The following is a 13,889-nucleotide window of genomic DNA, read 5'->3' as shown; positions in this document are numbered from 1 at the left end:
CGGATTTGGCTCTGGTTCGACGACGAACCGCCCGGACAACGGCGTCCGAACAGGTCTGCACCCGCCTTCGCGAACCACTCGCGGAACCGGGAAGCGACCCGTTCGGACGCCTTTTTTTTGGCCCCGTGCCTGACTTCGCAGCAGGCCGGACACGATAGACGAGGCAGACGCGCCATGGACATGCATCTCTCATCGAATAACGGGCCCGCCGTCGAATCCAACGAAGCAGAACTGCATAGCGCCGGTCCGGTCAGGGAACGGCTGGTGGTGGTCGGCAACGGCATGGCCGGCATGAAGACAGTGGAGGAACTGCTGGCGAAGGCGCCCGGCCGCTTCGACATCACCGTCTTCGGGGCCGAGCCGCATCCCAACTACAACCGCATCATGCTGTCGCCGGTGCTGGCCGGCGAGAAGACCTTCGACCAGATCGTGCTGAACAGCCGCGAGTGGTATGACGCCAACGGTATCACGCTGCTGACCGGCGAGCCGGTGGAGGGCATCGACCGCGAAGCGAAGATGGTGGTCTCGCAGTCCGGCCGCGTCGTTCCCTATGACAGGCTGCTGATCGCCACCGGGTCGATGCCCTTCATCATCCCGGTGCCGGGATCGACCCTGCCGGGCGTCATCGGCTTCCGCGATCTGGCCGACGTCGACGCCATGCTGGCGGCGGCGGCGAAGGGCGGCCGCGCCGTGGTGATCGGCGGCGGCCTGCTCGGGCTGGAGGCGGCCAACGGCCTGCGGGTCAAGGGGATGGAGGTCACCGTCATCCACCTGATGCCGACGCTGATGGAGCGCCAGCTCGACCCGTCGGCCGGCATGCTGCTGCAACGGGAACTGGAAAGCCGCGGCATCGAGGTGCTGACCGGCGCCGACACGGCGGAGATTGTCGGAAACAACCAGGAGGGCGACGAGCGGGTCGGCGCGGTCCGGCTGAAGGACGGACGCGAGCTGCCGGCCGACATCGTCGTCATGGCTGTGGGCATCCGTCCCAACATGGCGCTGGGCAAGGCCGCCGGGCTGGACTGCGGGCGCGGCATCCGCGTCGACGACCAGATGCGCACCAGCGACCCGTCGATCTACGCGGTCGGCGAATGCGTCGAGCATCGCGGCCTGACCTATGGCCTCGTCGCTCCGCTGTTCGAAATGGCGAAGGTGCTGGCCCACGACCTCGCGGGTGGGGAGGGCGGCGCCTATGCCGGCTCCGTCACCTCGACCAAGCTGAAGGTCACCGGCGTCGACGTGTTCTCCGCCGGTGATTTCTCGGGCGGCGAGGGGACCGAGGACATCGTGTTCCGCGACGCCGCGCGCGGCGTCTACAAGCGTCTGGTGCTGAAGGGCAACCGGCTGCTCGGCGCCGTGCTGTACGGCGACACCAAGGACGGCGCCTGGTACTTCTCGCTGCTGAAGGACGGCGCCGACGTGTCGACCGAGCGCGACGGCATGATCTTCGGCCAGGGCTTCGGCGGCGGCGACGCCGGCGATCCGAACGCCGCCATCGCAGCCTTGCCCGACAGCGCCGAGATCTGCGGCTGCAACGGCGTGTGCAAGGGCACCATCGTCAAGGCGATCACCGAAAAGGGCCTGACCAGCCTGGACGAGGTGAAGGCGCACACCAAGGCCTCGGCCTCCTGCGGCGGCTGCGCCGGCACGGTGGAGCGGCTGCTGGCGGTGACGCTGGGCGACGGCTTCACGGCGGCGCCCAAGGTCAAGCCGATGTGCAAATGCACCCACCACACCCATGATCAGGTGCGGGCGGCCATCGTCGACCGCGGGCTGAAGACCATGGCCGAGGTGTTCCAGGCGATGGAATGGACGACGCCCGACGGCTGCGCGTCGTGCCGGCCGGCGCTGAACTACTACCTGCTGTGCGCCTGGCCGGGCGAATACCGGGACGACTACCAGTCGCGCTACATCAACGAGCGCGCCCACGCCAACATCCAGAAGGACGGCACCTATTCGGTCGTGCCGCGCATGTGGGGCGGCCTGACCAGCGCGGCGGAGCTGCGCGCCATCGCCGACGTCGTCGACAAGTTCGCCATCCCCACCGTGAAGGTCACCGGCGGCCAGCGCATCGACCTGTTCGGCGTGAAGAAGGAGGATCTGCCGGCGGTCTGGGCCGACCTGAATGCCGCCGGGATGGTGTCGGGACACGCCTACGCCAAGGGGCTGCGCACAGTGAAGACCTGCGTCGGGTCGGAATGGTGCCGCTTCGGCACGCAGGATTCGACGGGGCTGGGCGTCAAGCTGGAGCGGCTGACCTGGGGCACCTGGACCCCGCATAAGGTCAAGCTGGCGGTGTCCGGCTGCCCGCGCAACTGTGCCGAGGCGACCATCAAGGACCTGGGCGTGGTGTGCATCGACAGCGGATACGAGCTGCATGTCGGCGGCAACGGCGGCCTGCATGTCCGCGCCTGCGACCTGATGGTCCGCGTGGCGACGGAGGAGGAGGTGCTGGAATACACCGGCGCCTTCATGCAGCTCTACCGCGAGGAGGCCCGCTATCTGGAGCGCACCGCGCCGTGGGTTGAGCGTGTGGGCCTCGACCACATCAAGGCGGCGCTGGTCGAGGATCCGGAGCGGCGCCGGGCGTTGAACGCGCGCTTCCTGTTCTCGCAGACCTTCTCGCAGGACGACCCGTGGGCGGAACGCGCTGCCAAGGGCGTCGACCGTCACGAATTCAATCTGCTCGCCGAAGTGGGGTAACGGATCATGGACAGCATCATCATGGAAAACGCCGTCTCCGAGCCCACCATCTCGGAAGCCGTCTGGACCCAGGTCGGCAGCATCGACGACATCCCGGTGCTGGGCTCCCGCGTCGTCCGCACCCCCGGCGGCGACATCGCCCTGTTCCGCACGGCGGCCGACGAGGTCTTCGCCCTGGAGGATGCCTGCCCGCACAAGCAAGGGCCGCTGTCCCAGGGCATCGTCCATGGCCGCCGCGTCACCTGCCCGCTGCACAACTGGGTGATCGAGCTGGCGACCGGCGAGGCCGTCGCCCCCGACGAGGGCCGCACCGGCCATGTCCCGGTGCGGGTGGAGGGGCGCAGCGTCGCCATCGCGCTCGCCGAGGCCAAGCTGTCGCGCGGCGGCTGCCGCAAGGCCTGCGGCCATGTTTGATGGACCCGATCCCTTTGGGGGGCCATCCTCCGGGCCGGAACGGGAGGTGAAGACCACCTGTCCCTATTGCGGGGTCGGGTGCGGGGTGATCGCGCGCGTTTCGGCCGATGGCGCCGTGACCGTGCGCGGCGATGCCGACCACCCGGCGAACCGGGGACGGCTCTGCTCCAAGGGATCGGCGCTGGCCGACACGCTGGTGCCGGACGGGCGGCTGCTCCACCCCGAAATCGGCGACAAGCGGGTGTCGTGGGACGAGGCGCTGGACGAGGTGGTCCGGCGCTTTTCCGACACCATCGCCAAGCATGGGCCGGACTCGGTGGCCTTCTACGTCTCCGGCCAGCTGCTGACTGAAGATTACTACGTCGCCAACAAGCTGATGAAGGGCTTCATCGGCTCGGCGAACATCGACACCAACTCGCGGCTGTGCATGGCCTCGTCGGTGGTCGGGCACAAGCGGGGCCTGGGTGCCGACGCGGTGCCGGGGAGCTACGAGGATTTCGAGTGCGCCGATCTGGTGGTGCTGGTGGGGTCCAACCTCGCCTGGTGCCACCCGGTGCTGAACCAGCGGCTGCTGGCGGCGCGGGCCGAGCGCGGCACGCGGGTCGTCGTCGTCGATCCGCGGCGCACCGACTGCGTCGATGCCGCCGACCGGCATCTGGCGCTGAAGGCCGGCACCGACGCGCTGCTGTTCAACGGGCTGCTGGCCTATTTGGACAGCAACGGACATCGCGATGCCGGTTTCATCGCTGCCCATGCCGAAGGCGCTGAGGAGGCGCTGGCCGCCGCCCGCGCCGATGGCCCGGACATCGCAACGGTGGCGCGGCGCTGCGGGTTGGCGGAGGCGGAGGTCGCCGCCTTCTATGCCGAGTTCGCCGCGACGGACCGGGTGGTGACGGTCTATTCGCAGGGAGTGAACCAGTCCTCCCAGGGCAGCGACACCGTCAATACTATCCTCAACCTGCATTTCCTGACCGGGCGCATCGGCCGGCCGGGCTGCGGTCCCTTCTCCGTCACCGGGCAGCCGAACGCCATGGGCGGGCGCGAGGTCGGTGGGCTGGCGAACCAGCTGGCCGCCCATATGGGCTTCACCGAAACGGAGGTGGACCGGGTCGGCCGCTTCTGGAACGCGCCGCGCGTGGCGGCCAAGCCGGGGCTGAAGGCGGTCGATCTGTTCCGCGCCATCGAGGCCGGCACGGTCAAGGCGGTGTGGATCATGGCGACCAATCCCGCCGTCAGCATGCCCGATGCCGGGCGGGTCCGCCGGGCGCTGGAGCGCTGCGAGACGGTGGTGGTCTCCGACTGCATCCGCGACACCGATACCGGCCGCTTCGCCCATATCCGCCTGCCGGCCAGGGGCTGGAGCGAGAAGGACGGCACCGTCACCAACTCCGACCGGACTATCTCGCGCCAGCGGGCTTTCAAGACGGAGGCGGGGGAGGCGCGGGCCGACTGGTGGATCGTCACCCAGGTCGCCCGGCGGATGGGTTTCGCCGAGGCTTTCCCGTACGAGAGTGCCGCTGCGGTGTTCCGCGAGCATGCGGCGCTGTCGGATTTCGAGAATGACGGGACGCGGGCCTTCGACATCGGGGCGCTGAGCGGGCTGGACGAGGCTGGGTATGACGCGCTGGCGCCCTTCCCCTGGCCCTGGCGGGCGGGGGGCGAGCCGCAGAAGCGGCTGTTCGGCGATGGCCGCTTCTTCACCGCGGACGGGCGCGCCCGGATGCTGCCGGTCACGGCGAAGGCGCTGCCGCGCAGCCTGCCGGACGGCGCCCTGCTGCTGAACACGGGCCGGCTGCGCGACCAGTGGCACACGATGACGCGGACCGGACTGTCGGCGCGGCTGTCGGCCCATGCGCCGGAACCGCGGCTGGACGTCAATCCGGCCGACGCGCTGGCGCGGGGGCTGGTGGATGGCGGGCTGGCCCGCATCACCACGGTGGTTGGGGAGGCGCTGGCCCGCGTCCGCGTCACCGATGCCCAGGGCGAAGGCACGGCCTTCCTGCCGATGCACTGGACCGACCGCTTCACCGGTGCCTGCGTCATCGGCCGGCTGGTCGACGACGAGGCGGTGGACCCGCTTTCCGGTCAGCCGGACCTGAAGCGGATGCCGGCGACGGTCCTGCCCTGGCGGCCGGACTGGACCGCCTTCCTGCTGGTCCGCCATGCCGTGGAGCCCGGGCATGGCGGCTACTGGGCGCGCCGCGCGGTGGCAGGCGGGCATCTGGTGGAGATGGCGGGGACGGGGGCGATCCCGGCGGTGGAGTCCTGGCTGCCCGGCCTCGATCCGGCCGAGGCGGTGGTCGAGTTCCGCGACGAGGCGCGCGGCGGCCTGCGCATGGCCTGGATGAAGGGCGACCGGCTGGAGGCCTGCCTGTTCGTTGCCGCCGACGGGCGTCTGCCGCCGCGCGGCTGGCTCGCCGGGCTGCTGGAGGCGGACGGACTGGAGGACGGCGCGCGGGCCGGGCTGCTCGCCGGCCGGGCACCGGGGGTGCCGGCGGATGAGGGGCAGATCGTCTGCGCCTGCTTCAGCGTCGGCATCAACCGGCTGGTGGGTGCCATCCGCGACCGCCGGCTGACCAGCGTGGCGGAGATCGGCGCGGCGTTGAAGGCCGGCACGAATTGTGGATCCTGCGTGCCCGAACTCAAGGAGGTGCTTCGTCATGCCCAACAGCGCGAAGTGGCTTGATGGTCTTGCGGCGCTGGCGCGCCTCTGGCTCCCGCGGTTCGCGGGTGCCGGCGGCGGTGCCCCCACCCTGACCCTCCCCCGCTGGGCGGGGGAGGGAAACAGGAGCCTTGTCGGCGTTCCGCGGCAGTCCCTCCCCCGCCCAGCGGGGGAGGATAGGTGGGGGCAAGTGACTCTGGTCGGCGCCGGCCCCGGCGATCCCGACCTGCTGACCGTCGCGGCGGTCAAGGCGCTGGCGGCGGCCGAAGTCGTGCTTTACGACGCTCTCGTTGGCGACGGCATCCTCGACCTCGCCCATCCCAAGGCCGAGCGCATCTGCGTCGGCAAGCGCTCCGGCCGGCATTCGCTGCCGCAGGGGGAGATCAACGCGCTGATCGCCTTCCATGCCCGGCGCGGCAAGCGGGTGGTCCGGCTGAAGGGCGGCGATCCGATGGTGTTCGGCCGGGCCGGCGAGGAGATCGAGCATCTCGACAGCCTCGGCATTCCGGTTCGCGTCATCCCCGGCATCACGGCGGCGCTCGGCTGCGCCGCCTCCACCGGGCTGTCGCTGACCAAGCGCGGGGTGTCGCGCGCCGTGACCTTCGTCACCGCCCATGGCCGCGACGGCGAGCGGTTCGAGCCCGACTGGGCGAGGCTGGCTGATCCGCAGGGCACGCTGGCGATCTACATGGGGCGCGAGCAGGCCCGTGCGGTCGGGCAGGGGCTGACCGGGGCCGGGCTGCCCGCCACGACGCCGGTGCTGGCGGTGGAGAATGGCTGCCGGCCCGACGAGCGACGGTACTGGACGACGCTCGGCCGGATGGCGGAGCAGGGGGTGGCCGCCGGCAAGGGGCCGACCCTGCTGCTGGTGGGGGAGGCGCTACGCCCTCGTCAAAGCGGGACGGCGGACACCATTGACTTCCGCGCGCTTGGCGACCTCGCTCAGGGGTTCGATCACGACTGACATGGTGAAGACGGTGGCGTGCAGCAGGTTCGTCCCGTCCACCATCAGCCCGACATGGCCGGGGAAGAAGACGATGTCGCCGCGTTCATAGGCGACGTCCTTGCCGTCCTCGGACAGCCACGCCCCCAGCCGCTCGTCCTTGCGCTGCATGCCGCTGCTGTGGTGGGAGACCACCCCGGCCGCCGCCATGGCGGTCAGCACCAGCCCGGAACAGTCGATGCCGAAGCTGCTGCGCCCGCCCCAGACATAGGGCGTCTCCAGAAAGCGCAGGGCGGTGGCGATGGGATCGGTTGCGGGGGCGGCGTCCATCGGCTCCAGCCAGCCCGCGAACAGCCACAGCCCGTCGTCGGTGCCGACCCAGCCGTTTTCGGCCCGGCCATCCAGCGTCACCGCCGACCCGAAGCTGAGCGTCGCCACCGGCGGCGCCCGGTGCGTCGGTCCGGGGTGCAGGTCGGCGCGCAGAGCCCGCACGCGGTGGGTGGGGGCCACCGGCTCCCGATGCAGGGTGCCGGGGGGCAGCCAGCCGACATGGCCATCGAAGGCATTCTCCGCCCGCAGCCAGCCGTCACGTTCCTCCAGAATGCGGAAACGCTCGCCGCGGATCATCTCGCTGGTCTGGGCGATGCCGTCTCGCGGCTCCTCCAGCAGGACGGCGTGCGGGGCGGTCAGTTGGCGGATGGTCATGGCGGTGGGCCGGATTTGGGGAAACCGGCTGCGACCTTAGCGCCGCCGCCACGGTGGTGCGAGGGATAAAGCGTGTCCGTCATTTCAACGGGCTTTCCGTCATTTCGCCGGAAAACTCAAGCGCCACCGGCGCATTGCCCGGTTCTGCCCGGCTACCTCTGCCGACATCTTTCGTGTGTGGGCCGAACCATCGGCACGGCTCGCCAACACAACACGGCTGAGAACAGAGGAGCGGGAGAGATGGCGACGATGAAGGTTCTGGTTCTGGGGGCCGGCAAGATCGGCTCGATGATCGGCACGCTGCTGTCCGAGACCGGCGATTTCGCCGTCACCATCGGCGACCGGGATGAGGCGCTGCTGCACCGCGCCGAACAGGCCGGGCTGCGGGTGATGCGCGTCGATGTCGAGGATCCGGCTTCGCTGCGCGCCGCCATGGCGGGCCAGCATGCGGTGCTGAGCGCCTGCCCCTTCACCCTGACCCCGGCGATCGCCACCGCAGCCGTCGCGGCCGGCGCCCATTACCTGGACCTGACCGAGGATGTCGCCGCCACCCGCAAGGTGAAGATGCTGGCGGAGACCGCCGACACCGCGCTGATCCCGCAATGCGGTTTGGCGCCGGGCTTCATCTCCATCGTTGGCCATGACCTCGCCCGCCGTTTCGACGAACTGCACAACCTGCATCTCCGGGTCGGCGCCCTGCCGCAATACCCGACCAACGCCCTGAAATACAATCTGACCTGGAGCACCGATGGGCTGATCAACGAGTATTGCAACCCGTGCGAGGCCATCGTCGACGGCCGTCCGCACGAGGTGATGCCGTTGGAGGGCGACGAGCGCTTCGCGCTGGACGGCGTCGATTACGAGGCCTTCAACACCTCGGGCGGGCTGGGCTCGTTGTGCGAGACGCTGGCCGGCAAGGTGCGGAACCTCGACTACAAGACCGTCCGCTACCCCGGCCACCGCGACATCGTCCGCCTGCTGATCCGCGACCTCCGGCTGGGCGAGCGGCGCCACCTGCTGAAGGACGTGCTGGAGACCGCGGTGCCGCTGACGCTGCAGGACGTGGTTCTGGTGCTGGCGACCGCCACTGGCATGCAGGACGGCGAACTGCGGCAGGAGACCTTCGCCACCAAGATCTACAGCAAGCCGATCGCCGGCCGGACCTGGAGCGCCATCCAGGTCACCACCGCCGCCGGCATCTGCGCCGTGCTGGATTTGCTGCGCGAAGGCTCCATCCCGCAGGCCGGCTTCATCCGGCAGGAGCAGGTGCCGCTGGACGCCTTCCTGAACAACCGCTTCGGCCGGCATTACAAGGGATGAGCTGGGCGTGTCTCCCTCTCCCCCCGGGGAGAGGGTCGGGGTGAGGGGGATGCGCGGCGTGGCTATCCCGAGAATCCTCACAGTGCAACCCCCTCACCCTAACCCTCTCCCCGGGGGGGAGAGGGGATGTTTCGCTCAGCTGGCGGGCTGATGATCAGCAGCGTGTCCTGCGGCTGGATGATGTAGCGGTTGCGTTCGGTGAAGGGGATGTCGCGGCCGTGGCTGTGGACCTGGACGACCATGCCGGCGGTGATCTCCGCCATGGTCAGGCCGACCTCGTCGGCTGCCGCCCGGCGCTCGCTCAGCACCATCTGCCCGCCGGCCGACATCAGGTCGCAGAGGAAGGGGGTGGCATAGCGCGTCTCCACCGCGTCGGCCATCAGGTACCCGCCGATCTTCGGCGGCGACACCACCAGATCGGCGCCGCTGAGGTTGGCGAGCTTGATGTTCTCCTCCTGCCTGATGTTCGCCACGATCTTGGTGGCGGCGGACAGGTGGCGCACGGTCAGGATCACCAGGATGGTGGTGTCGTCGCGCCCGGTGCTGACGATCACCGCCTTGGCCTTGCCGACGCAGGCGTTGGTCAGCGTCTCCTCGCTGGTGCCGTCGCCGAGAAGGCCGATGAAGCCGCATTCGGCCGCAAGCTGGATGCGGTCCTCCGAATCGTCGATGACGACGATGTGGTCGGCGGGATGGCCCTTCGAGACGGTCTCTTGCGCGGCGATGAACCCGCTGTGCCCGAAGCCGCACAGCACGATGTGGCCCTGCAGCTGCTTCTGAATGCGGCTCAACCGGAATTCCTCCACGATCCTCTGCACCACCAGCTCATAGGCGGTGCCGAGAAAGATGAACCAGATGAAGATGCGGATCGGCGTGACGGCGAAGGCGTCGATCAGGCGGGCGGAGTGGCTGACCGGAACGATGTCGCCATAGCCCACGGTGGTCACCGTGATCATGGCGAAGTAGAGGATGTCGGGGAAGCTGATATGGCCGTCGATCTGGTCCTTCAGCCCGTCGCGGTCGAACCAGAACACCGCGATGACCAGGACGATCAGGGCGGCGACGATGCCGACGCGCAGCAGCAGCGTCTTTTCCGCCGACAGGCCGGAGCGGACATGGAGAAGCCGCCCCTTCCTCAGGGATGGCTTGATCCGCCTTCTGTCCTGTATCCGCCGCTCCACCGTTTCCCGCATCCGCCGTCCGTTCGGGCCTGTCGCCGGCCCCGGTTGTCTCAACGCGCGAGACCGCGTTCCGGCCGCAAGGCTTGCGCTTTTAAAATTTGAACACCGCCTCCATCCCGGCGAAGTGGATGGTCTTGGCCGGGCCGCTGTCCTTCAGGAAGGAACCCGGCTGGAATGCTGAGTAGGAGATCAACCCCTCGAAGGAACGACCGGAGCTGTAGGACAGCACCAGCTCGCCCTGCGTGCCGACATAGCGTGCCTTCGACGCCGCGCCGGAGCGCAGCAGCCCGCCGGCCAGGTCGTATACGCCGTCGTCCAGGCTCTCGCGCCAATAGGCGATGGCGGAGGCGGACAGGCTGAACGCGTCGGACAACGCCAAATCCAGCGACGGGTGCAGGTTCATCAGGTTGTAGGGGCCGATGGGCGTCAGCTCGCCGAAATACTTGGCGCGCGGGAACAGGGGGTTGAAGGTCTCCAGCCGGCCGTCGCGCGGGTTGCTGTCGCCGCTGGCGATGTTGGCCTTCAGGCTGAGCCGCGGCTGAAGCGGCAGGGTTGTGAAGCGGTAGCCGCTGTCGGTGGCGAGTGACCAGGCGCGGATCGACCCGCTGCCGAAACGGCCGAACTGCCCCATCGCCTCCCAGTTCCAGTCCCAGCCGGCGGCCTTGCCGAAGCTGCGCAGGCCGACCGTGTGCCGCAGCTCGTTCGCCCTGCCGGACTCGAAGCCGGCGCTGCGGTTGCGGATGCCGATGTAATAGGCATCCAGCCCGGCACTGCCGCCCCGCCCCAGATCGAGCGGCCGGGTGGCATAGAGCCCCCAGGCGCTGCGCCGGGCGTCGCGGCCGTCGTCGAACAGCTCCGGCGTCGGCTGGATCGGCCGGCCGAAGAAGGCGTCGACCCGCCAGGGGCCGGCGGTGACGATGCCCTTCACCGCGTCGAAGGCGCGCGGGACGTTGGCGCCGTAGCGGATGGAGATCAGCCGTTCCGAACCATAGGCCAGCATCTGGCGGCCGACCCGCAGCGTGCCCTGGGCGTCGCCCAGCGGGACATTGACGTCGGCGAAGCCCTGCATCAGGTCGATGCGGTCGGAATCGGGCGGCGCCAGCGGGTCCAGCTTGCCCACCGCGTCGGCCATGATGAGCTGGCCGAACAGGCGCAGGCCCTGGCCGACGCGCAGGTCGGCGTAGGGCAGGGCGCGCCACAGCCCGTAGGCGTCGTTGCGCGGCTCGTCCTGGCCCCAGCTGCTGTTGCGGATCGCTTCGCCGCGCAGGCGCAGTTCCAGCCCGGTGGAGAGCGAGGCGAAGCCGTCTTCCGTGACCGGAATGGCCTTGAAGCGTTCCCAAGTGGCGCCGGACCGCGCCTCGGGCGATAGCAGGTAGCGGTAATCCTCGTCGAAGCGGGTGTTGGTCAGCGGCGGCGGATCTGCCGACTGGGCCGATTGGGCGGCGTTGGCCGGACCGATCCACAGCAAAAGGGCGACCGCCGCCGCGCGAAGGCGGGCCGACATGGGGCATCTCCGTGAGGGCGCTGGACTGCACCGATCCTACGGAGATGCCCGGTGGCGTGATTGCTCCATCCGAACCGCTTTTGCCGGTTCTGCGCACCCGCTTCGGGGGATCTACCCCCCTCTACCCCACCGCCGCCATCGGCATGCCGGCGTCGGCGCTGCGCTTGGTGCCGTAGCGGCGGATCATCGCGGCGCAGAACTCGGCGAACTCCTCCGCCACCTGGGGCGGGCTGGTGTGGTGGGGTTCGACGCCGCGGTGTTCGGGGGTGAAGCAGAAGGTGACGGTCACCTCGAAATCGGCCAGCGCCTCCATCTGACGGTCGAACCACTCCAGCGCGTTGGGACGGAAGCTGTCGGCCCAGGACAGGCCGGTGCGCAGGTGGCGGACGCCGAGCCGCTTCAGCCACGCCACCGCCTCGTCCAGCCGGTGGTCCTCGTAGTGGAACCACTGGCAGAGGCCCATCTGGCCGGCATAGGGGGCGAAGGCCTCCACCGCCGGCTTGGGCGTGCCGTCGGCCCGCAGCAGGCCCATGTGGAAATGGCGGTAGTAGGACGATCCCTCCGCCTCCTTGTGGCGGGTGGTGGCCTCCCAATGGCTGGGCAGGTCGTAGAGGCTGTACCAGTGGATGCGCGGCACCTTGCCGATCAGCAGTTCGGCGGTGCGCTTGACGCCCCAGGCCTGCACCTCCTCGGCGCCGAAGGAGGACACCCCGGCCTCGGTCACCCAGATCGGCTTGGACGTGACGGCGCGGATCTCGTCGATCTTGTTCGGCCATTCGTGGATCTGCCAGAGATTCCAGTCGAGCGGGAAGCCGTGGACCGCCACCACGTCGATCTCGTCCAGCGCGCCGCGCTCCTCCAACCGGCGGACGAAGGAGGGGTCGATGGGGGACATGCCGCCCAGCACGCGGGTGATGGTGGAATTCTCCGCCCGGATCGCCTGTCCGGCCAGGAGGGTCATGCGGGCGAACAGGTCCCATTCAGGGTCGAGGTTGGGATCCCAGTGCGACTTGTTGTTGGGCTCGTTCCAAATCTTGGCGGCTTCGATCATCCCTCGGTCCCTTTCGTCACGGCGTCTTTTTCAGGCTTTGCCGGATAAACCGCTCCGGCCCCGGTCGGGCGGTCGACCCGGCGGCAGACATAGACCTCGCGTTCCGGATGCTCGGCGATGGCGAAGCCGGCGCTGCGCAGCATCGCCTCGGCGCAGGCGGCGTTGGGGGCCCACCAATTGGTCCAGTCGCGGGCGTAGTCGTGTTCGATGAAATGCAGCTTCGGATAGCCGGGATCGTCGAAATGGTCCTGTTCGAAGAAGTCGTAGTCGGCGCGCACCGGCGCCACTTCGGCCGAGCCGCGCTGCATCGACTGGAAGATCATCAGATCCTTGGCGACATGGTCGTGGATCAGGTCGAGCGCCAGCAGCGGGTGGCGCAGGTGGTAGAGCACGCCCATGAACAGCACGACGTCGAAGCTTTCGCCAAGCGAGGCGACGTCGTAGACCGACATCCTGTGGAATTCGATGTCCTGGCCGGTCACTTCGGCGGCGAATTTCGCCTGGGCCAGATAGCGGTCGTCGAAGTCGATGGCGACCACCCGGTCGGCGCCGCGGCGCTTCATCTCGATGGAGTAGAAACCACCGTTGCAGCCGATGTCGAGAACGGTGCGGCCGGTCAGATCCTTCGGCACCGCATGCTCGAAGCGCTTCCACTTCACGTTCGGATAGTCGTGGAGGAAATGGTCGGGCGCCGTGCGCACGCCGTTGAGGTCGATGTTGTGGAACCAGTCGCCGAGTTCTGCCACCCGGTCGCGGATCTGGTCGGCCGTCAGGCTCGTCATGCCGCACCCTCGTTGATGCTGTGGACCTTCAGCCCCCAATCGCCGGCGATCAGCACGCTGCGGGAGGCCGGGCCGATCTCGAATCGTCCGTGGAAATCGAGCGGCAGGCCCATCGCATGGGCCAGCGCCGCCTTGATGACGTCGCCATGGCTGACCAGCGCCAGCGTGCCGCCGGGATGGGCGCGGCGCAGCCGGTCGAGCAATGCCGCGATCCGGGTCTGCGCCTCCGCCATCGACTCGCCTGGGGTTTCTCCCGGAGTGGGGCGGCCGTGGCTGCGCGCCCGGTTCCACAGGTCCCAGGCGGGGTCGCGGTGCAACTCCTCGAAGCGCTTGCCGCTCCAGGCGCCGAGGTCGAGTTCGTTCAGCGCCGGTTCGATGGTCAGAGGCAGGCCTTGCCGCTCCGCGATGGGGGTGGCGGTCTCGACCGCCCGCTCCAGCGGGCTGGACAGAACGGCGCTCAGGCGCCGCCCCGACAAGCCTTGCAACGCCAGCCGCTCGGCCAGCGCATCGGCCTCCGCCCGGCCCTGGGCGCTCAGCGTCACGCCGGCCATGCGGCCGCACAGGACCGACCCCAGCCGGTCATGCGAGCCGTGGCGCACCAGGATGAAGATGGTTTCCATGCCG

At 69.3% G+C, this 13,889-nt stretch carries 11 protein-coding genes; 5 read left to right on the top strand and 6 right to left on the bottom strand.

Annotation, left to right across the window (positions count from 1 at the left end; all coding sequences use genetic code 11):
• The first annotated feature begins 180 nt into the window (after positions 1–180).
• The 4 genes from nirB (at position 181) to cobA (ending at position 6,743) form a co-directional block, all read left to right on the top strand.
• Complete coding sequence (nirB, locus tag JHL17_RS20025) at positions 181–2,703, top strand: nitrite reductase large subunit NirB (protein ID WP_200195934.1); 2,523 nt, start codon at positions 181–183, stop codon at positions 2,701–2,703.
• 6 nt (positions 2,704–2,709) lie between these two features.
• A complete protein-coding gene (nirD, locus tag JHL17_RS20020; protein ID WP_200195728.1) occupies positions 2,710–3,117 on the top strand; it encodes a nitrite reductase small subunit NirD in 408 nt (135 codons plus the stop codon).
• 46 nt (positions 3,118–3,163) lie between these two features.
• Positions 3,164–5,803, top strand: a complete 2,640-nt coding sequence (locus JHL17_RS20015; RefSeq protein ID WP_425599635.1) for a molybdopterin-dependent oxidoreductase — start codon at positions 3,164–3,166, stop codon at positions 5,801–5,803.
• 166 nt (positions 5,804–5,969) lie between these two features.
• Positions 5,970–6,743 carry a uroporphyrinogen-III C-methyltransferase gene (gene cobA / locus JHL17_RS20010; RefSeq protein WP_200195724.1) on the top strand — a complete coding sequence of 258 codons (774 nt, stop codon included), beginning with the start codon at positions 5,970–5,972 and terminating at the stop codon, positions 6,741–6,743.
• On the opposite strand, the gene JHL17_RS20005 is transcribed toward cobA, so the two are convergent.
• Positions 6,660–7,427 (bottom strand): C40 family peptidase, encoded by a 768-nt coding sequence (locus JHL17_RS20005; protein ID WP_200195722.1) that lies wholly within the window; start codon positions 7,425–7,427, stop codon positions 6,660–6,662. The two genes, cobA and JHL17_RS20005, sit on opposite strands and share 84 nt — an antisense overlap.
• A gap of 240 nt (positions 7,428–7,667) precedes the next feature.
• Here JHL17_RS20005 and JHL17_RS20000 point away from each other — a divergent pair, with 240 nt between their 5' ends.
• Entirely contained in the window at positions 7,668–8,747 is a 1,080-nt protein-coding gene (locus JHL17_RS20000; RefSeq protein ID WP_200195720.1) for a saccharopine dehydrogenase family protein, read from the top strand.
• A 98-nt stretch (positions 8,748–8,845) separates the two neighbouring features.
• Here JHL17_RS20000 and JHL17_RS19995 read toward each other — a convergent pair whose 3' ends face one another.
• The 5 genes from JHL17_RS19995 to JHL17_RS19975 all read right to left on the bottom strand — a co-directional run bounded on the left by JHL17_RS19995 (position 8,846) and on the right by JHL17_RS19975 (position 13,885).
• Complete coding sequence (locus JHL17_RS19995; RefSeq protein WP_200195718.1) at positions 8,846–9,940, bottom strand: potassium channel family protein; 1,095 nt, start codon at positions 9,938–9,940, stop codon at positions 8,846–8,848.
• A 79-nt stretch (positions 9,941–10,019) separates the two neighbouring features.
• Positions 10,020–11,432 (bottom strand): alginate export family protein, encoded by a 1,413-nt coding sequence (locus JHL17_RS19990; RefSeq protein ID WP_200195716.1) that lies wholly within the window; start codon positions 11,430–11,432, stop codon positions 10,020–10,022.
• Positions 11,433–11,553: 121 nt separating this feature from the next.
• Positions 11,554–12,483: a beta-xylosidase gene (locus JHL17_RS19985; protein WP_200195713.1), complete on the bottom strand. Its 930-nt coding sequence runs from the start codon at positions 12,481–12,483 to the stop codon at positions 11,554–11,556.
• Complete coding sequence (locus tag JHL17_RS19980) at positions 12,480–13,265, bottom strand: TIGR04290 family methyltransferase (protein WP_200195711.1); 786 nt, start codon at positions 13,263–13,265, stop codon at positions 12,480–12,482. Before JHL17_RS19980 ends, JHL17_RS19985 begins: the two co-directional genes overlap by 4 nt.
• Positions 13,262–13,885 (bottom strand): histidine phosphatase family protein, encoded by a 624-nt coding sequence (locus tag JHL17_RS19975; protein ID WP_200195709.1) that lies wholly within the window; start codon positions 13,883–13,885, stop codon positions 13,262–13,264. The genes JHL17_RS19980 and JHL17_RS19975 overlap by 4 nt, the downstream gene beginning before the upstream one ends.
• Positions 13,886–13,889: the final 4 nt, after the last annotated feature.

It is taken from the genome of Azospirillum endophyticum (genome assembly GCF_016595245.1).
GTDB classification, from domain to species: domain Bacteria; phylum Pseudomonadota; class Alphaproteobacteria; order Azospirillales; family Azospirillaceae; genus Azospirillum; species Azospirillum endophyticum.
This window is presented reverse-complemented; position numbering and strand designations above follow the sequence as displayed.